The sequence below is a fragment of the Erwinia rhapontici genome, from assembly GCF_020683125.1.
Lineage (GTDB): Bacteria > Pseudomonadota > Gammaproteobacteria > Enterobacterales > Enterobacteriaceae > Erwinia > Erwinia rhapontici.
In genome coordinates this window covers 4,609,899-4,629,641 of record NZ_CP085627.1, presented here as the reverse complement: position 1 = coordinate 4,629,641, position 19,743 = coordinate 4,609,899, and the positions used below count along the sequence as shown (strand labels likewise).

The following is a 19,743-nucleotide window of genomic DNA, read 5'->3' as shown; positions in this document are numbered from 1 at the left end:
TCTGGAGGGTCGATGGAATCACAGCTGATTACGATGAGGCAACTCACATTTCTTAAGTTTACATTTATACATAAATAATGACGGCGCTCGTGAAATAAAACATAAAACTGCGGGGGAAATAGCCGGAGATTGATGGTTGTAATAAAAGTGTCATATTCATTTTCTGTTTTAGCAGGTTATTTTGTTCTCCGTTGCTCTCTTCTGACCGCTTCTAATCATCAACGTTGATGAAATGCGGGCCTGTAATAACTTTTTCTTATGGCTGTTCGTCGTGGTTTTGCGCTTCCGTTCAGTGTTTTCGCTGCCTGGCGCCTTATTGGCCTCATTACCCTGTGTTTTGCAGGTCATAAGTTTTTTGTTGTACAGCGCAAAGCCAATGATATAGTCGCTGAGACATAACATCATCTCTCTGATTACCCTAACAATAACAACATCAGGGTCAGACCATTACGCACAAGGAATTCGTCATGACAGCTTTTCACTCTCTGGAGTCGTTTCTCACCTCCGTTCAGCAGCGCGATCCGCACCAGCCTGAATACCTGCAAGCCGTACGCGAAGTATTCACCTCACTGTGGCCATTCCTGGAACGTAACCCGCAATATCAGGAACAGAGCCTGCTGGAACGCCTGGTGGAACCGGAACGTGTGATCCAGTTCCGCGTGGCCTGGACGGATGACAAAGGTCAGGTACAGGTGAATCGCGCATGGCGCGTGCAGTTCAGTTCTTCGATTGGCCCGTATAAAGGCGGAATGCGTTTCCATCCGTCAGTCAACCTGTCGATCCTGAAATTCCTTGGGTTTGAGCAGACGTTTAAAAATGCGCTGACCACGTTGCCGATGGGCGGCGGGAAAGGCGGCTCTGACTTCAATCCGAAAGGGAAAAGCAACGCGGAAGTCATGCGTTTCTGCCAGGCGCTGATGACCGAACTGTATCGTCACCTTGGTCCGGATACCGATGTGCCTGCGGGCGATATCGGCGTGGGTGGCCGTGAAGTGGCCTTTATGTCCGGGATGATGAAGAAGCTGTCGAACAACACGGCCTGCGTGTTTACCGGTAAAGGTCTGTCGTTTGGCGGCAGCCTGATCCGCCCGGAAGCCACCGGCTACGGTCTGGTGTACTTCACCGATGCGATGTTAAAACGTCATGGTCTGGGCTTTGAAGGCAGCACGGTCTCGGTGTCCGGTGCGGGCAACGTGGCGCAGTACGCCATTGAAAAAGCGATGGAGCTGGGCGCACGCGTGCTGACGGCGTCTGACTCTCGCGGCACGGTAGTGGATGAAGCCGGGTTTACCCCTGAGAAGCTGGCACATCTGGCTGAAATCAAAAACGTGCGTTACGGCAGCGTGGAAGACTATGCGCGCGAACGTCAGCTGGTTTACCTCGCCGGGCAGCAGCCGTGGAGCGTACCGGTAGATATCGCCTTACCTTGTGCTACACAGAACGAGCTGGATCTGCCTGCGGCGCGTCAGCTGATTGCTAATGGCGTGAAAGCCGTGGCCGAAGGCGCCAATATGCCGACCACGATTCAGGCGACCGATGCGTTCCTGGATGCGGGTGTGTTGTTTGCCCCAGGGAAAGCGGCGAATGCCGGCGGTGTGGCAACTTCCGGTCTGGAGATGGCACAGAACGCAGCGCGTCTGAGCTGGAAAGCCGAGAAGGTGGACATTCGTCTGCAACATATCATGCTGGATATCCACCACGCCTGCGTTGAGCACGGCGGGGAAGGGAAGCAGACCCACTACGTGCACGGCGCGAATATCGCCGGGTTTGTAAAAGTGGCCGATGCGATGCTGGCACAGGGCGTGTTGTAACGTCCCGTCCCTGGTAGGGGTGACCCTTTTTGCGGTCGCCCCGAATCCTGCCCCTGCATAACCCTTATGCCAGTGCTGTCTGTTCCCGCCGTTGCTTCACCCGCCAGACCCACGCCAGCAAAATAAACCACAGCGGCATCGCACACAGCGCCATTAGCGTATCGCGGTCAAACACCATGACCACCAGTGAAAACAGAAAGAACAGCAGCGTGATCCAGCTCATCAGAACGCCTGCAGGCATCTTAAACGTCGACTGCTGGTGCAGTTCCGGGCAGCGTTTGCGGTACACCAGGTACGCCACCAGAATCATCCCCCAGGTATAAATCACCAGTATCGCTGCCAGCGTGGACACCACGGTGAACAGCGTCATCACGTTGGGCACCAGGAACAGCAGCAGCGTGCCGCTTAACATACAGAAGCAGGAGAACAGCAGGCTGCGAACCGGAATGCGCGTGGTGCGCGACAGAATGCGGAACTGCCAGTGGGCGTGCTGCTCCACTGACAGGCCGTACAGCATACGCGTGCTGGAATAGACGCCGCTGTTGGCGGAAGACATCGCCGACGTCAGCGCCACAAAGTTAATCACAGCCGCGGCAGCAGGCAGCCCGGCTTTAGCAAACAGCGTAACGAACGGGCTGGTATCCGGTGAGATATGCTGCCAGGAGGTGACGGCGATGATCACCACCATCGACAGCACATAGAAGATAATAATGCGCAGCGGGATTGCCCGGATGGCTTTCGGCAACACCTTCTCCGGCGACTTAGTTTCGGCACTCATGGTGCCCAACAGCTCAATGCCGGTATAAGAGAAAATCGCGATCTGAAAACCGGCAAAGAAGCCCACGATTCCGTGCGGCATAAACACCGCCGGGTCGCTGAGATTATGCAGTGAGGCGGTGACGCCATCCGGCGATGTCCAGCCGCTGCCAATCATCCAGATGCCGGTAACAATCAGCGCGATAATGGCGATCACCTTAATAATCGCAAACCAGAACTCGGCCTCGCCAAACATCTTCACCGACAGCAAATTAAACAGACACAGCAGCCCCAGGGTCAGCAGCGCCGGGATCCACGGCGACAGCTCGGGCAGCCAGAACTGCATATACCCGCCGCACACCACCACGTCGGCAATGCAGGTCACCACCCAGCTGAGCCAGTAAGACCAGCCAAGGAAGAAGCTGGCCTTCGGGCCGAGGTAGTCGGAAACAAAATCGGCAAATGAACGGTAATCCAGCCGGGTGAGCAGCAGCTCACCCATCGCGCGCATCACCATATACATAAAGAAGCCCACCACCACATAGGTGATCAGGATCGAGGTGCCGGAGACCGCGATGGTTTTGCCTGCCCCCATAAACAACCCGGTGCCAATTGCGCCGCCCAGCGAGATCAGCTGGATATGGCGCGAACTGAGGCCGCGATGCAGGTTTTGCTGTGTATCCATTTGGTCAGACATCGCATCCTCTCAACATTGATGAGTCGCAGGCAAAACCACCCCTTCCCCATAGTATTATCAGGGAGTTACGTTCTGATGGATTCGGAAAGTGGTCCACATGCTCGCGCTGCGTTGTAACAAAGTCAACACATCAAAGTCCGTAATTATTCACTTTTTGATCACATTCAAGTTTCTGAAAAACAGGGGAAAAGTTTTCTGTATGCATAAATAGCGCATAAGAATTGCATAGAATGGTTTTTCCTATCAGCCAGAAAAAAACTAACTATTTATTCATCAAAGGGCGCGAGGAAGGGGAGTAAAAAATTCTTCGTTGTGGACAAAATCGTTTTGTATGCTTTTGAGCGACGATATGGGGCGGACATCCCAGCATGACAGAATTTCACCCTTTCATGCTGGCCCAGACTCGGACCCCTCAGGTACAATCCCCGCTGCTAAAAAAATGCGCTATGGAGAGGCAGTCATAACATGCAACACACTCTGATCCTGCAACAACTGGGCGACCAGGTCGGCCCGGACAATCTGATCACCGACAGTTATCAAAAAGCGTATTACTGCAAAGGCTTCCGCGTGGGCCAGGGTGATGCGCTGGCCGTTGTGCTGCCGGAAACGCTGCTACAACTGTGGCAGGTGCTCAAGGTGTGCCAGCAAAATGACATCATCATCCTGATGCAGGCTTCTAACACCGGGGTGACCGGTGGCTCCACGCCGCACGGTGATGACTATGACCGCCCGGTGGTGATTGTCAGCACCCGCAAAATCAAGGGCGTGCAGGTGATCGATAACGCACAGCAGATTATCGCGTTCCCCGGCAGCACGCTGACCGAGCTGGAAACCAGCCTGAAACCATGGAACAAAGAACCGCATTCCGTGATCGGTTCCTCCTGTATCGGCGCATCGGTGGTCGGTGGCATCTGTAATAACTCTGGGGGATCGCTGTTACAACGCGGCCCGGCGTTTACCGAAAAGTCCCTGTTTGCGCAGATTAGCGACGACGGGCAGCTGCATCTGATCAACCATCTGGGCATCGAGCTGGGGAAGACCCCGGAAGAGATGATCACCCGACTGGAAGCAGGCGAGTACACCACCGGCACCGCCCCGGACTGGGAAGGAAAAATCTGGGCCGATGACTACGCGACGGTGATCAAAGATGTGGATGCCACCACCCCGACGCGTTTTAATGGCAATCCGCACTATCTGCATGACAGCGCGGGCTGCGCCGGAAAAGTGATCGTCTTTGCCGTGCGCCTTGCCACCTTCGACGCTACCCCGCAGGAAGACACCTTCTATATTGGCACCAACGATGAGCAGGTGCTGCTCGATCTGCGTCGCTATCTGATTGAAAATCTTGAGACGCTGCCGATTCAGGCTGAGTATATCCACCGCAACGCTTTCCGGCTGACCCTGCGCTATGCGCGTCATATGTTCCTGTCGATTAAGCGCCTCGGGCCCGCAGCGCTGCCGGGGCTGATGGCAAAAAAAGCACGCTGGGATGCGCGGTTGAGAAAACTCCGGCTACTGCCGCATAACACCCTCGATCGGCTGATCCAGTGGGGTAACCGCATCACGCCTTCTACCGTGGCACCGCGTCTGCTCTCGTATCATCGCCGCTATGAACATCATCTGATGATAAAACTGGCCCATGATGAAGTTGCGTCGATGAGTCGCCTGCTGACCGCATTCTTCGCCACGCGCAATGGGGAATGGTTCCACTGTACTGAAGAGGAACAGAAGGATGCCTTCCTGGTGCGTTTTGGCGTGGGGGCCTGCACGGTGTTCTACTGTGACTATGCTGGCATCAATACCGACGACAGGCTGATTGCCTTTGATGTGGCGTTGCGCCGTAATGACGATCAGTGGCTGATCCGCCTGCCGCCAGAGTTGCAGGCTCAGGTACTGGAAGACTCCTGCTGTGGCCACTTCTTCTGTCTGGTCAATCACCAGGACTACATTTTGAAACCTGGCGTCGATGGCGCGCAGTTTAAAGCGGCGGTGCTGGCGTATCTGGATCAGCGCGGGGCAAAATACCCGGCCGAGCACAATATTGGCCATCTTTACCACGCCTCCGACGAGCATCAGCATCACTTCCATCAGCTCGACCCGACCAACACCTGCAACCCGGGTATTGGCAAAACAAGTAAGAAGAAGCACTGGGCATGACAATGCTGCACTCAGCCTGCCTGTGTAGCAGGCTGAGTGCAAACGTATCACTGCGATAAACAGTTACTAAAAAAGCAGGCAAAGTGTGGGGGAAGACGCTGGCTTAGCCGGATAAATTCAATACAATCACTGGCGCCCTGTCGGCGTACAGGTGGCAGAAATGAATAGCGGTGTTATCCGGGATGGTTTGCATGAAAAAGTGGTTGCTGATGCTGGTGGTGTCTTTCGTTGCTTTTCAGGCAGCGGCGGCAGCGCATAACGACGATCCCCAGAGCACCAGCCTGGCCTTTTACAGCTGGTATCTGGCGGCGCTGAACAAAGAAGAAAGCCCGATTGATGAACACGACCCGTTATTAAATGAGTATGTTACTGAGCGGCTGCTGAAAAAAATCAATCTGCTGATCAAAAGCCCGGACGGTATGGACGATGATTATTTTCTCCAGGATCAAGACTACAGCGACAGCTGGGTCAACAATGTCAGCGTCAGCCGATTTACGCTAAACGGTAACCGGGCTTCCGGCGATGTCACCCTCGGGCGTGACCCTGCTGACCAGCAGCATCTGCTGGTCACGCTGGTGCAGGATCACGATGGTTGGAAGATTGATGACGTTGAACAGGAAGCCCCTTCTGCCCCCTGATCCCACTCAGTGCAGGCGCATAAACTGCTCGTTGAGGCTCTCCATTAGCCCATAGCGGCGGCGATACTCCGCACGTTTTTTACTGGGGATCTCTTCCATCGTTTTCTGGCTGAACGCCAGCGGCAGTTGCCAGAGGCGACGGCAAAGTGGCACGCCATCCAGTGACTGCCAGAACTCATCATAACTGGCGACAAACACGGCCTTCTTTTTAAAGCGATAACGCAGGCTGCGATACGTATGGCCGCGATCGCTGACGGCCTGAATGGCGCTGATACCCATGCCCCGTGCCAGCAGTGATACCCCTTCCAGCAGGACACGTTTCGGGAATAGCCCATAACAGGATTTGGTTGCTGAGCGGATCAGCGTATGGGGCGTATCGCTGTGTGCGCCCTGTATTCCCCCGATCAACAGCACCGGCAGGCTGTCACGTTCAACGATGACGAACGTCAGTATCGCCAGCAGCGTCCCATCGCCATGCAGCATCATATTCACTTCACCCTCACGCTCGCAGCGGCCATTACAGGTCAGCGTGAGCTGAAAATGCTCGCCCTCTTTGCCACTGAAGCTGGCCAGTGTGGTGGGGTGTGATGAGAGCATGGCATGGCGTAATGCCTGGGAAGGGATCTGTTGCACAAAACGGTAGTGCTGGCTCAGTACCTGCACCCGCTGGCCCGCAGACAGACCGAGGTGCAGATAAGGCCGGTGGATCTTATTGGGCAAGGTCGGCTGCAGATGCAGCGCATCCTGCATCACGGGCAGGGTGGCAATCTGCTGCATGTGCTGGAGAGTGGCCAGAGGAAAGGCCAGTGAGCGCAGTAAAAATTTGGTCCGCCAGGCGGTACTGTGCCAGATCGGGCCTGGGAGCATTCTGCCGTTAAGCAGGTGCTGGAACAGCGATAACCCGTTCTCCGGGCGCGTAAGCGTCAACGTTTCTGACATGATGTGTTATCCGACCTGGTGTAAGAAAAACGTATTCAACCACGGCGATAATCAATGGTAAGTCAATGCCTGTGGAATGCTTCAGGCAACCATGCGGCCGTTTGGCTTGCGTTTAATCTTCAGGATTTGTGTGCATGCGTGGCATCAACCGCTAAAGGCGGCGTAGACTGGCTCGCGTACTCTGACGCTCTCTAATCAACAAGGAATAAGTCTGATGAAATTGTTCTATACCCCAGGTGCCTGCTCGCTCTCCCCGCATATCGCGCTTGAAGAAGTTGGGGCAACGTTCACGCTGGAAAAGGTTGATCTTAAAACGAAAAAAACCGAAACCGGCGCTGACTTCACGACCATTAACAGCAAAGGCTACATTCCTGCACTGCTGCTGGATGATGGCAGCCTGCTGACAGAAGGTACGGTGATTGCGCAGTATGTGGCCGACCTGAAACCGGAAGCAGGCCTGATCCCGGCGGCGGGTACCGCGGAACGTTACAAAGTGCTTGAGTGGCTGAGCTTTATCTCAACGGAACTGCATAAGCCAATGGGTGCGTTGTTTAACCCGGCCCAGACCCCTGACTGGAAGCAGGCGACCGTGGCGACACTCAATAAACGCCTCGACTGGCTCTCTTCTGCACTGGCCGGGAAAACCTGGCTCCAGGGTGAGCAGTTCACCGTGGCAGATGGTTATCTGTTTACCGTGCTGAGCTGGAGCAAAGTGGTGGGCTTCTCGCTCGACAGCTGGCCTGAGCTGCAGGCGTTTGCAGGCCGCGTGGCAGCACGCCCTGCGGTACAGCGAGCACTGAAAGCCGAAGGCCTGATCTAAGGCATCTGGATCGCTGCGGGTAAAGATCGTAAGCTGGCACCCTCATCATTTTCTTAACGGAGTCGGCTGTGGAAGGGGTTCCTGAGCAGTTCAGCTATGAGCAGGATCGTGCCAGCTTCCGCCATCTTTCCGGGCAGCAGGGCGTCGAACTGTATCGCGCCCATATCACCCGCTACGCGTTTGAACCTCACACGCATGAAGCGTTCGGCATCGGGACTATCGATCGGGGTGCCGAGCGTTTCCGTTATCGCGGGGTGCAGCATGTGGCGCCCGTTGACTCGCTGGTCTTGATGAATCCCGATGAGTTACACACGGGGGAATCCGCCACGGAGGGCGGATGGCAATACCGCATGATCTATATTGAACCTCAGCGCCTTGCTGCCTTAACCGGGGAAACGGGCTGGTGGTTTGAGCAGGCGGTCTGCCATGATCCGCAGCGCGCAGCACAGCTCTCACGGTTGCTGGAAAACCTGTGGCAGACCGACGATCCGCTGACGACGGATGGCCTGCTGCTCACGCTGTGCGATCTGTTGCGTCCTCATGCCCGCATTGCGCGGCCCTTAGCGGCTGAACCCCGCCACCGTTTCGATCAGGTGCGCGACTATCTGCGTGCCCATTTCAGCGAACGTATTACCCTGGACACGCTGGCGGCGCTGGTGTCTCTCAGCCCTTACCATTTCCAGCGGCAGTTCAAAGCGCACTATCATGTGACCCCGCACCAGATGCTGATGGCGTTCCGGTTGTATCAGGCCAGCCAGCTGCTGAGGGCCGGGCTGCCTGCGGCAGAGGTGGCCGCGGCTGTGGGGCTGACCGACCAGGCGCATCTGACGCGCAGTTTTGCCGGGCGCTATGGCATCACGCCGTCGCGCTATCAGAAACAGGTACGTGCCGCGTTGCGCTGACCGCAATTTGCTACAATCTCCTGACCTCCGTTTTTCCCATAATGGTGTTTTCTCTGTCTGGAGTAGACGATGTTATCGGGTATTTTATTTGCACTGAGCGCCGGGTTGATGTGGGGGCTGATTTTTGTCGGGCCGCTGCTGGTGCCTGAGTATCCTGGGACGCTGCAGTCGATGGGCCGCTATCTGGCCTTTGGTCTGATTGCGCTGCCGCTGGCCTGGCAGGATCGCCATCGTCTGGCGGCGCTGACCCGCCGTGACTGGCGGGAGGCTTTCAAACTGACGCTGGTCGGCAACCTGCTCTATTACGCTTGTCTGGCAACAGCGATCCAGCGTACTGGCGCACCGATATCGACCATGATTATCGGTACGTTGCCAGTGGTGATCTCGGTCAGTGCCAATCTGTTTTACGGCGGCGATGAAGGGCATCTGCGCTGGGGTAAGTTATTTCCGGCCCTGTTATTGATCGTCGTCGGGCTGGTGTGCGTGAATGTGGCGGAACTGACGGGCGCCACGCATCCGGTGGACATGTGGCGCTATCTGAGTGGAATGGCGCTGGCCTTTACTGCGGTGGTGTGCTGGACATGGTATCCGCTGCGCAATGCCCGCTGGCTACGCCAGCATGCGATTCGTCCTGCCACCTGGGCCACTGCGCAGGGGCTGGTGACGCTGCCGCTGGCGCTGGTCGGGTATTTGCTGGTCATGGGGCAACTGCATGTTAGCGATGTTTCGTTTGCGCTCCCGTTTGGCCCGCGCCCGGCGGTCTTTATTGCGCTGATGCTGGCGATTGCGCTGTTCTGCTCCTGGCTGGGGACGCTGTGCTGGAATGAAGCGAGCCAGCGCTTACCCACAGTCTTAGTGGGTCCGCTGATTGTGTTTGAAATCCTCGCCGGGCTGGCTTACACCTTCCTGTTGCGCCAGTCATGGCCGCCACTGCTGACGCTATGTGGCATCTTGTGCCTGATGGTGGGGGTCGTCAGTGCTATGCGTATCAAGCCAGAAGCGGTCGTAAAGCCATTGAAAATTCGTGGATAAAAACGCGGGCAGCCTGACTGATAGCGAGCATCTTCAGTCAGGTGCGGGTCAGGGCCCCGGCTGGCCCGACATTTCGTCATTTCATCGCAATAATGTGAGCAATATCACCTTTTAACGCTCATCCACCCTGCTTTATTTATCATCAACTCAGCGGATTGCCTGCCATAAGCAGGGATTGTTCGGCTATGAGAATTATCGCTAATCCACATATCGCTTTTTTTTGTACAGTAAACCCCCCCTACTCAATGCAAAAACCTCCATTTTTGAGACGACTTTTCCCAGTTCAGACCAGTATTAACTCGAATAATGTGAATAAAAAATCGTCGATTATGACAGTGAGACGAAAGAGAAAGAGGCGCTAATGATAAGTTGAAGCATCATTCAACGGTCACAGGGGGAGGGGTATTCTGATAAAAGATAAATGAGTTTAATCTGTTTACCGTATGAACATCTGCGCTGCTTCTGACTTATTGCGCTTTGTGGCGCGCTGAGCGCGGGTGTCGCAATCCAGCACTCTCCGGCTATTCATTAGTGATCGATGAGAATGAGAAGCCATTATAAAAAAGAGAATGATCACCGAGGCTAACGATTTTTCTCAATTCTTGAGGGAGATTTTTACAAAAGACGCATTAACTTAAGGCGCGTTTATCTTTGCCTGCAAAGATAAACGCGCATTGAAAGCCTTGATGCTATTGAGATTTTAGCTGGTGCCTGGATAAGTTACAGCCAAATAATAGAGCGGGATGACAATTAACTCATCAGTCAAATTCCGCATCAAAAAATCGATCTGAACTTTTCAATAAGCGTTGAGAATATTTTATTTTGGTACTATTACACCTGACTTTGACCGCCGGTGAGCAATTACTGATTTTCAAGATTGTAGGGATAATGGTAAACACTGCGGCTGATATCCAGCAGACGACAGCTACGGCGCGTTCCAATGTCGAACGTATCCTGTAAGAAATTAACGGCTTGCCGTTTGTCATTCGTGGTGAAAAAGTTTTTCAGCACGCTTTGTAGCATCTCTTTGTCTGATGACAGCGACTGGAGCTCACGTTCCATATGGTGGACCTTCTCTTCTAATTCTTTGATTTTCCTTCCTTCTTCTGAGGACAATCCGGCGTATTTCTTTTTCCAACTGTAGAAAGTTGCTTCAGAAATGCCCAGTTCGTCACAGATTTCTTTCACCTTGATACCATTTTCAGAAGCTTTAATGGCGCTGGTGATTTGCTCTTCGGTATATCGTGACTTTCTCATGAATGCTATTACCTTTCTTAACAATAATGGGATGAGAATGACTGCATTAATCAATGGATCTGTTTTGTACTGATATTAGCGCAGTGTTTCAAAGTACGCGATTGGAATGGCAAGCTTTAAGTTAAGGGATTATGAAGAAATAACATCATGGGATTTCTCCTATTTTATTTCAAAAGGGTTTTGATAGCTTTCGATATTGGTTTTTTTGATATAGATTCGTCTCATGCCAGTTCAAGGCCACGTTGTAATTAGGATAACTCCAACGGGAAAGGTAAAAAAAGTGTGCTAACTTTAATCCCGGTCAAAAGGACATGTGAATTAGATCACACTTAAAATAAGGCCAGATTAAACCATAAATGCAGGCAGGATTGTCTGTTCAGGTTAAAAAACAGTCTCTTAAAAATAAAAGGCACAACTATGCCTGGACAATATTATTTTCTTTTTCTGCGTTCTCGCCAGGGGTCTACTGTGCGTTATTGAATCAGTTGTGGACACGGATGTGTTGGTTTGAGGTTTTAGCTGGTTGGAAACACAAAGGATGCTTCGATGAAATACAGTGTGATGTCTAATGCCGCCTGGATGATGTCCGAGAAAGTGGTGTCGGTTTTTGGTGTAATTTTTGTCACCTCTTATGTGGCTAAATCTTTCGGCCCGGTTATATTCGGGCAAATAGCATTTTCTGCCTCACTGTTTTCAATTATTCAGACTATTGCCATTTTTGGCACAGAAACAATTCTTTTTAAAAGCATCAGTAAAAGCACGCCAAAAGGAATGCGCCTGATGGCGGTGGCAAAATCATTGCGCCTGACATTATTACTGGCGCTGTCATTGCCCGTATTGCTCTACGTGTGGCTAACGATGCGCGAGAACTTTATTGTGTTTGCCATGGCATCATTTCTTTCCGCCATGTTTGTGACCCAGGATATTTTTAGCGTTTACAATAACGCCCGTCTTGAATCGCGAATGAATACGGTTGCGAATGCCACCGGCATGATATTGAGTTTTGCCATCAGTTTTACTGTTGCCTGGTGCAAGCTCAGCCCGCTGTGGTTGTCCCTGTCCATTGTCGCCGTCACGCTGGTACCCTACCTGATTAAGCGCAGTCGCTTTTATCAGACCAACACTATCAGCCCACCGCCGCGACATAAGCGTAAGAATTATCTGCGTTATTTACTGCATGCGGGGCTGCCGCTGGCGATTTCCAGCGTCTTTATCGCCGTTCAGGTGAAGACCGCACAGTTCTTTCTTATTGGGGTGAGTTCGGCCCAGGACCTTGGCCTGTTTACCGCAGCGAACACCATTTCCGCCTCATGGATTTTTATTCCGGTGGCGATCATTACATCCTGTTTCTCTGAAATTTTCAGGGAACGTGCGGATGTGGCAGTAAAACTGGCTTCACGGCTTAATGGCTATGTTATGGCAGTTTCACTTTTGATGCTCTCCGTTGTCACGCTATTTGGTGACAGGATCATTAACAGCCTGTATGGGCAAGATTACACACAATCGGGAAACCTCATTACGTTGTTGTCGTTAGCAACCTGCTTTTCGGCAATGGGGACCGTAGCGTATCGCTACATGGTGAAAGAGGGTGGTTTCAATTACTTACTGGTGAAAGTGATTCTGCTGGTCGTTATTGGTCTGGCAACATCTTACTTCTTTATCCATTCCTGGGGATTAACAGGCGCAGCCTGGAGCGTGTTTATCACCGAACTCCTGTCCCTGACGATAATGAATTATTTCTTTAAGAATGGCGTCATTCTTAAAATACAGCTTTCCTCACTCAACTACAAAACCTACAGATGAGGTAAATCATGTTGAAGCTCAAAGCAGAGTTGAGAAAGGGTTTTGTTTACCTGCTCAAAAAAATGCCTTGGTCTTACCAGGATAAAATTTATTACTTTCAGAAATTCAAACGTATTCCCAATATCCGGGAACCTAAGTTATTCAATGAGAAGATTCTGTATCGTAAATATGTCACTGGTGACCATGTGCGCTATGCCAATTTGTCAGATAAATTACTGGTCAGGGAATATATTGCTGACACCATCGGCGAAGATTACCTGATTCCGCTGATTCATCAGACCGATGACCCGATTTCGTTACTGAGCTTGCCGAGCCTGAAAAACACGGTAATCAAACCTAATCACGGCTCAGGCATGGTGGAAATTGTGCTGGAAGAACCCGACTGCATCCAGAAACAGCTGCTGATCAAGCGCTGTGATGAGTGGCTGCATAAGGACTTCTCGCACCATGCGCGCGAGATCCACTACCGCTACATTAAGCCCTGCATTCTGGTTGAACAGTACGTTGGGGATGGCAAGTTTGCCGCCGTTGACTACAAGTTTCATATGTTCAATAAGAAAGATGGCAACTTCGAGTACGTATTGCAGGTGATTTACAACCGGGTGGGCAGTGCTGCGTTGTCAATGAGCTTCTACGTCAACAACCTGAAGCAGAGCTTTTATAAAATCCGGGATACCGGTTTTGATATCAGTGCAGACAGCGATACGCTGGAACGTGCGCTGGAACTGAGTAAGAAGCTGGCAACGGATTTCGACTATGTGCGTGTTGACTGGTACATCCATGAAGGGCACATCTACTTCGGTGAGCTGACGTTTACGCCAGGCGCAGGTATGGTGACCGGACTGGAAAATGGTCTGAATCAGATCATGGGGGATATGTGGTTGCAGGATCGTAAAACGGCAGTGTTGCCGGAAGTCAAAGCGTCCAGCGATGTCCCTTTGCCGACCTCGGCGGTGCTAAAAAAGATATAAAAAGTGACAAATAATCTTCTGCCCGGCGAGTCAGGTCAGCTCACCGGGCAGATGTCGCTTACGGCATCGGCCAGTCGGGAGGTGTGCGGCTCATCACTTCGACAAACACGTCCTTGGTTATCGTCCAGAAGTTTTGCAGATTATCCATGCTCAACGTAATGCCCAGCAACCCGGTGACAAACCAGCATGACATACCGATACCAATACCGGTAAATGCGAACGCCATCACGTTGCGGCTGGCTTTACGGCACTGCACGTTGAAGGTGCTGGCAAGGAACATCATCACTGCACTGAGCAGCTCCCATCTCATGAGAATAACGCTGGTGGTAATCGTAGCCATAGTGAAAACTCCGGGGTGATCGGTCCTGACAAACGGGATGCAACATCACCCGGACGGAACGGGAGCTGCCAGGCTTGCTCCTTTCCGGTCTGACACTTTGGTCATGGAAGTGTGACGGCGGTCACATTATATCACCCGTTTTTCAAAACTGAACAAAATTCATACCTGGTATGGTAGTTTTTTTCGGTCAATCCAGGTGAGTTTACACTGACTCGCCGATAGGGCAGGTGATAACTATATTATCGCTGACGTCAGAAAATACAGATTAATCCGTATGCAAAATATTATTTCCATGCCATGGAAATAATGTTGTTTCTGTCCTTTTGTGCCATTGAATATCTAATTTAACTTAAAGATAAGGTGATTCTAATTGCGTATTATTATGTTCCGTGATCGCTCGTTTTTTCTGTGTTTAATGAAAGGGTTGTTAAGTTAAAATCGTTTTATATCATGTAGTTGATTCCATTTTTTCACTGTGATTTGTATTAATCTCAAGTCAGATTAAACGGTTTAAGATGAATCTTACGCTATTTGAAGTTGTACGGACTATCGATGATCTGTAGGATTTTGCCAAACATTTCTCCCTGTTTATTATTTCCCTGAATTAATCCAGGGCGGGTTTTCTATTCCCGTAAATCATGCCAAAAAAATATCTTAACTAATAATGCCTCTGCAAGAAGCAGAAAATAATAAAGGAGCCTGCGTGTCGTCTATTGGTCACTCCTGGCTTTCGGGTCTTTCACATCAACCGCGATCGTGACGGGCAAGTTACCCGCGTGGATGCCGGGCACGTTATCCGCTGAACGGCGGAGGGGGAGTAAGCATGAAGATCAGGCAAAACGAGGCGGTGAATGTGGCGCGTGAATTACCGACCATGCGCCAGTCATTTCAACGCATTCATCTGGTGATTATTGTGGTGTCGCTGCTGTTCAGCGGGTTATCGCTTTCTGCACTGTCAATGTATGTGCTACGCAACTATGCGGAAAACAATATCCAGCTGGTTGCAGCCAGCGTCAGTTACAGCGCCCAGACAGCGGTGATCCAGAACGATGCGGCAAGCGCAGAGAGTATTCTGCGTGAGATGGGGACGCGTACGGAGTTTGCGGTCGGGCGCGTTTATCGCGCTGACCAGCAGCTGCTGGCCCAATGGCAGGCACCGGGCGGCGAAGATCCCCACGGCATCGGTGCCATCGTGGCTCGCTGGCTTTTCCCGAAGCCGGTCAGTGCCCCCGTTATGCATAACCATCAGGAGGTCGGCCGGGTGTGGATCAGCGGTGATGCCTCACGCGTGCTGCATTATCTGGGGCAGGCGCTGCTGTGGCTCGGTGGCAGTCTGTTGATTACCGCTATTCTGGCGATCTACCTGGCGCGGCGGATGCACGCCGGCATTTTACAGGGGCTGCAAAATATTGCCTCGGTCGCGCATGATGTGCGCAAACGGCGTGCTTTCTCCCTGCGCGTACCATCTTCCTCGATTGCCGAGCTGGATAAACTGAGCGGTGATTTCAACAGCCTGCTCGATGAGCTGGACCAGTGGCAGCGACATCTGACCAGTGAGAATGACTCGCTGACACACCAGACGCTGCATGACGCGTTGACCGGGCTGCCCAATCGCAAAGCCTTTGAACAACAGCTGCAGAGGCTGCTGGACGACCCGCAAACCTGCCAGCAGGTCAGCGTGCTGTTTATCGACGGTGATCGTTTTAAGCAGGTGAATGACCGCTACGGTCACGCCGCCGGCGATCATGTGCTGATGGTCACAGCCCAGCGTCTGCGTGAGCGCCTGCGTAAAGGCGATCTGGTGGCACGCCTGGGCGGTGATGAGTTTGCTGTGGTGTTATCGACGGTCGAACGGGAGGAGCAGGTGGCTCAGGTAGCGCGCGATATTATTGAAGCCATGCAGCCGCCTATCGCGCTGCCGGAAGGTGCGCAGGTGGTGCAGTCGTTAAGCGTGGGTGTGGCGTTGGCAAAAAACCACCGCTCGCCGGAGGCACTGATTGCGCAAGCCGATGCGGCGATGTATCACATTAAGGAGCTGGGTGGCGGCTGGTACTTATCACCGTCTTACTGGGGGCAGGAAATACCCGGCTTGCCACCGCAGGTGGCGGTGGCAACGGGTCGTCATTAGCCGCGTTAGCTGCAAGTCGGGCAGGATTTTTCACTGACCCGCTGGCTGAAGCTGCTGGTGGCATAGTCGCTACAGTCGAATGCCCAGCTGCTGCGCTTCAGGGATGCATGGCGCATGGTGTGACGATAGGCGGTCGGTGTCTGTGAAAACTGGCGGCGAAACACGCGTGAAAACGTCTGCTGGGAGTCATAACCGTACTGCATGGCAATATCAAATACCGGACGTTGCGTCAGACGCAGCGCTTCGGCGGCCAGCGTCAGACGGCGTTCACGAATGTATCCGCCCAGCGTCTGTTTCGTCACGGAACGGAACATACGCTGCAAATGCCACTTCGAATAGCCTGATTTTGCCGCCACTTCATCAATCGACAGAGTCTTTTCCAGATTGTTGTCGATCCAGTCAGTCAGGGTGCTGATGATGTCGTCATGCATACACTTTTTCTCCCAGGTCTCTGCGTCAATAGGTCGCGATCTCAATGGAGGCTGAGTATAATTCCTCAAGTTAACTTGAGGTAAAGCGCTAAATGAAAAAAAGTATCAGTAATCCCAACAAGCGCGAGCTGACCCCCGGCGATGTGGCACAGCGTTGCGGTGTGGCGGTTTCGACGCTGCATTTCTATGAAAGCAAAGGATTAATCAGTAGTTTCCGCAACCCCGGAAATCAACGGCGCTACACGCGTGATGTGCTGAGGCGTGTGGCGGTGATCAAGATTGCCCAGCGTATCGGCATCCCACTTGCGACTATCAGCGACAGCCTGATGCAGTATTCCCCGGGCAAGCGCATGACGACAAAAGAGTGGGCGGTGCTGTCGCAACAGTGGCGTGACGAACTGGACAGACGCATTGAAACGTTGACGCACCTGCGCGACGATCTGGACGGCTGCATCGGCTGTGGTTGTTTGTCGATGGAAGACTGCCCGCTGCGTAACCCGAACGACCGCCTGAGCGAGCAGGGCACTGGGGCGATACTGTTGGATGTGAAGAGCGTTTGACTATACTCAGGCTTTAAGGAGCGAATATGATCACCGTACACCATCTGAATAATTCGCGATCGCAGCGCGTGCTGTGGTTGCTGGAAGAGTTGAACGTGCCCTATCAGATCAAACGTTATCAGCGTGAAGCGAGCATGCTGGCACCTGAGGCCCTGAAAAAAGTCCATCCGCTAGGTAAATCTCCGGTAATTACCGATGGCAATCGTGTGGTGGCCGAATCCGGCGCGATCCTGGAGTATCTGGAAGCGCAGTATGACGCTGAAGGTCTGCTGAAACTTTTCGATGAAGAAGAGGTGATTCAGTCGCGCTACTGGCTGCACTATGCGGAAGGGTCACTGATGCCGCTGCTGGTAATGAAACTGATTTTTAGCCGGATGGGCAAAGCCCCGGTGCCCTGGCTGTTACGTCCCATCGGCAGCGCCTTTGGTCAAGGGGTTCAGAAGGGCTACCTCGACCCGCAGATCACCACCCATCGCCAGTTCATCGAACAGCATCTTGCCCAAAATGAATGGTTCGCCGGTAGCCGCTTCAGTATTGCGGATGTGCAGATGAGTTTTCCGCTGCAGGCGCTCACCGCGCGCGGTGGCGCGGCCGACAGCCCGGCGATTCAGGCCTGGTTGCAGAAGGTGCAAAGCCGTGCTGCCTGGCAGCGTGCGCTACAACAGGGCGGTGAGGTCCGTCTCGACTGAATGCTTTTCTTTTCTTGAGTGACAAACGTTTCAACTCGCAACCGTCGGCAGGCCGTCATAAGAAAGCGCTATTAGAGTGCGCACGGCACTGCCGTTACCCTCATAAGCGTTGATAGCAGACGTGTGTGCAAATCAATAATTATGCAAATTTATGCGTGAAGAAGTGTTGAAAATGCACCATTAAACACAGGATAATCGTTTGCGCAGGAATACTCGTCATACTTCAAGCCGCAGATGCGTTGGCGTTGCCCGCCTGCGACGCGAATGATATCGAGTATCAGCACAGCAATTAGGCGGTTTTTTGCGTGGAATAGTAAACGTTTGCCTTTATCCGGTCTGCGCCTCGCCCTGAGGTTTTTGTACCGCGTATATTGCGCCAGGGATGCAAACGTCGACTACCGCTGGGAAACAGGGGTACCACGCAGCGATAACTCATAAGAAATCTCAGGGGATTACGATGTCAGCTCCTTCTCAACCGGCCAGCGGCTCTTTAGACGCCTGGTTCAAAATTTCTGCGCGCGGTAGTAGCGTCCGTCAGGAAATCCTGGCCGGTCTTACGACCTTCCTGGCGATGGTCTATTCCGTGATTGTGGTGCCCTCGATGCTGGGCAAAGCAGGTTTCCCGCCGACGGCGGTCTTTGTGGCGACCTGCCTGGTGGCCGGTTTTGGTTCACTGCTGATGGGGTTGTGGGCCAATCTGCCGCTGGCGATTGGCTGCGCGATCTCGCTGACGGCATTCACCGCCTTTAGCCTGGTGCTGGGCCAGCAGATCAGCGTACCGGTTGCGCTGGGTGCGGTGTTCCTGATGGGCGTCCTGTTTACCCTGATCTCTGCAACCGGCATTCGAGCTTGGATATTGCGTAACCTGCCGATGGGCGTGGCGCACGGCACGGGCGTGGGCATCGGCCTGTTCCTGCTGCTGATTGCCGCTGACGGTGTGGGCCTGGTGGTGAAAAACCCGGGGCCTGGCCTGCCGGTTGCGTTGGGTCACTTCCCCTCTTTCCCGGTGGTGATGACGCTGGTCGGGCTGGCGGTGATTTTTGGTCTGGAGAAGCTGCGTGTGCCTGGTGGCATCCTGCTGACGATTATTGCCATCTCGGTGCTTGGCCTGATCTTCGACCCGGCGGTGACCTATCAGGGGTTGTTCGCGATGCCAAGCCTGAGCGATGCGCAGGGTAACTCGCTGGTGTTTAGCCTGGATATCCTTGGGGCATTAAAACCGGCGGTGCTGCCAAGCGTGCTGGCGCTGGTGATGACGGCGGTATTTGATGCCACCGGCACCATCCGTGCAGTCGCCGGGCAGGCGAACCTGCTGGATAAAGACAACCAGATTATCAATGGCGGCAAGGCCCTGACGACGGACTCACTGAGCAGCATTTTCTCAGGTCTGGTCGGTGCGGCCCCGGCAGCCGTTTACATTGAGTCGGCAGCCGGAACGGCAGCAGGCGGTAAAACGGGTCTGACAGCCATCGTGGTCGGTGTGCTGTTCCTGATGATCCTGTTCCTGTCGCCGCTGGCGTACCTGGTTCCGGGTTATGCCACCGCACCTGCGCTGATGTATGTCGGCCTGCTGATGTTAAGCAACGTGTCCAAAATCGATTTCAGTGATTTTGTTGATGCAATGTCTGGCCTGCTGGCAGCCGTCTTTATCGTTCTGACCTGTAACATCGTTACCGGTATTATGCTCGGTTTCGGTTCACTGGTGATTGGCCGCATCTTTGCCGGTGAATGGCGCAAGCTGAATGTGGGCACCGTGCTTATTGCGGTAGCGCTGGTCGCTTTCTATGCCTGCGGTTGGGCGATATAATTCTG

General features: G+C 53.1%; 17 protein-coding genes. 12 read left to right on the top strand and 5 right to left on the bottom strand.

Annotated features, from left to right (window positions below; all coding sequences use genetic code 11):
* Positions 1–467: 467 nt before the first annotated feature.
* On the top strand, positions 468–1,811 hold the full coding sequence (gene gdhA, locus LJN55_RS21360; RefSeq protein ID WP_133842670.1) for an NADP-specific glutamate dehydrogenase: 1,344 nt from the start codon (positions 468–470) through the stop codon (positions 1,809–1,811).
* A gap of 64 nt (positions 1,812–1,875) precedes the next feature.
* Here the strand turns inward: gdhA and LJN55_RS21355 are convergent, their stop codons facing one another.
* Complete coding sequence (locus tag LJN55_RS21355) at positions 1,876–3,264, bottom strand: amino acid permease (protein WP_200643837.1); 1,389 nt, start codon at positions 3,262–3,264, stop codon at positions 1,876–1,878.
* A 465-nt stretch (positions 3,265–3,729) separates the two neighbouring features.
* On the opposite strand from LJN55_RS21355, the gene dld reads away from it, so the two are divergent.
* A complete protein-coding gene (gene dld / locus LJN55_RS21350; protein WP_227535243.1) occupies positions 3,730–5,421 on the top strand; it encodes a D-lactate dehydrogenase in 1,692 nt (563 codons plus the stop codon).
* A gap of 191 nt (positions 5,422–5,612) precedes the next feature.
* Positions 5,613–6,059, top strand: coding sequence for a DUF3828 domain-containing protein (locus LJN55_RS21345; RefSeq protein ID WP_200643835.1), 447 nt, complete (start codon positions 5,613–5,615; stop codon positions 6,057–6,059).
* A gap of 6 nt (positions 6,060–6,065) precedes the next feature.
* On the opposite strand, the gene LJN55_RS21340 is transcribed toward LJN55_RS21345, so the two are convergent.
* Positions 6,066–6,998 carry a VirK/YbjX family protein gene (locus LJN55_RS21340; protein WP_227535242.1) on the bottom strand — a complete coding sequence of 311 codons (933 nt, stop codon included), beginning with the start codon at positions 6,996–6,998 and terminating at the stop codon, positions 6,066–6,068.
* 214 nt (positions 6,999–7,212) lie between these two features.
* Between LJN55_RS21340 and gstA the strand changes: the two genes are divergently transcribed.
* The 3 genes from gstA to LJN55_RS21325 all read left to right on the top strand — a co-directional run bounded on the left by gstA (position 7,213) and on the right by LJN55_RS21325 (position 9,752).
* Positions 7,213–7,818, top strand: coding sequence for a glutathione transferase GstA (gene gstA / locus LJN55_RS21335; RefSeq protein WP_227535241.1), 606 nt, complete (start codon positions 7,213–7,215; stop codon positions 7,816–7,818).
* 68 nt (positions 7,819–7,886) lie between these two features.
* Positions 7,887–8,720, top strand: coding sequence for an AraC family transcriptional regulator (locus LJN55_RS21330; protein WP_227535240.1), 834 nt, complete (start codon positions 7,887–7,889; stop codon positions 8,718–8,720).
* A 69-nt stretch (positions 8,721–8,789) separates the two neighbouring features.
* A complete protein-coding gene (locus LJN55_RS21325; RefSeq protein WP_227535238.1) occupies positions 8,790–9,752 on the top strand; it encodes a DMT family transporter in 963 nt (320 codons plus the stop codon).
* A gap of 861 nt (positions 9,753–10,613) precedes the next feature.
* Here the strand turns inward: LJN55_RS21325 and LJN55_RS21320 are convergent.
* Complete coding sequence (locus LJN55_RS21320; protein ID WP_133842654.1) at positions 10,614–11,009, bottom strand: transposase; 396 nt, start codon at positions 11,007–11,009, stop codon at positions 10,614–10,616.
* Between the two features lie 546 nt (positions 11,010–11,555).
* Between LJN55_RS21320 and LJN55_RS21315 the strand changes: the two genes are divergently transcribed.
* On the top strand, positions 11,556–12,812 hold the full coding sequence (locus tag LJN55_RS21315; RefSeq protein ID WP_200643830.1) for an MATE family efflux transporter: 1,257 nt from the start codon (positions 11,556–11,558) through the stop codon (positions 12,810–12,812).
* An 8-nt stretch (positions 12,813–12,820) separates the two neighbouring features.
* Positions 12,821–13,783, top strand: a complete 963-nt coding sequence (locus LJN55_RS21310) for an ATP-grasp fold amidoligase family protein (RefSeq protein WP_227535237.1) — start codon at positions 12,821–12,823, stop codon at positions 13,781–13,783.
* A gap of 58 nt (positions 13,784–13,841) precedes the next feature.
* Here the strand turns inward: LJN55_RS21310 and LJN55_RS21305 are convergent, their stop codons facing one another.
* The gene (locus LJN55_RS21305) at positions 13,842–14,123 is read right to left on the bottom strand and encodes a YjcB family protein (protein ID WP_200643828.1); all 282 of its coding nucleotides are present in this window, start codon (positions 14,121–14,123) and stop codon (positions 13,842–13,844) included.
* A gap of 823 nt (positions 14,124–14,946) precedes the next feature.
* Between LJN55_RS21305 and LJN55_RS21300 the strand changes: the two genes are divergently transcribed.
* Positions 14,947–16,251, top strand: coding sequence for a diguanylate cyclase domain-containing protein (locus tag LJN55_RS21300; RefSeq protein WP_227535236.1), 1,305 nt, complete (start codon positions 14,947–14,949; stop codon positions 16,249–16,251).
* 5 nt (positions 16,252–16,256) lie between these two features.
* Here LJN55_RS21300 and soxS read toward each other — a convergent pair whose 3' ends face one another.
* Positions 16,257–16,682 (bottom strand): superoxide response transcriptional regulator SoxS, encoded by a 426-nt coding sequence (gene soxS / locus LJN55_RS21295; RefSeq protein ID WP_200643826.1) that lies wholly within the window; start codon positions 16,680–16,682, stop codon positions 16,257–16,259.
* Positions 16,683–16,774: 92 nt separating this feature from the next.
* Here soxS and soxR point away from each other — a divergent pair, with 92 nt between their 5' ends.
* The 3 genes from soxR to LJN55_RS21280 all read left to right on the top strand — a co-directional run bounded on the left by soxR (position 16,775) and on the right by LJN55_RS21280 (position 19,738).
* On the top strand, positions 16,775–17,242 hold the full coding sequence (soxR, locus tag LJN55_RS21290; protein WP_200643825.1) for a redox-sensitive transcriptional activator SoxR: 468 nt from the start codon (positions 16,775–16,777) through the stop codon (positions 17,240–17,242).
* Positions 17,243–17,268: 26 nt separating this feature from the next.
* The gene (locus tag LJN55_RS21285; RefSeq protein ID WP_159336758.1) at positions 17,269–17,931 is read left to right on the top strand and encodes a glutathione S-transferase family protein; all 663 of its coding nucleotides are present in this window, start codon (positions 17,269–17,271) and stop codon (positions 17,929–17,931) included.
* A gap of 457 nt (positions 17,932–18,388) precedes the next feature.
* Positions 18,389–19,738 (top strand): NCS2 family permease, encoded by a 1,350-nt coding sequence (locus LJN55_RS21280; RefSeq protein ID WP_133842641.1) that lies wholly within the window; start codon positions 18,389–18,391, stop codon positions 19,736–19,738.
* The last annotated feature ends 5 nt before the right edge of the window (positions 19,739–19,743 follow it).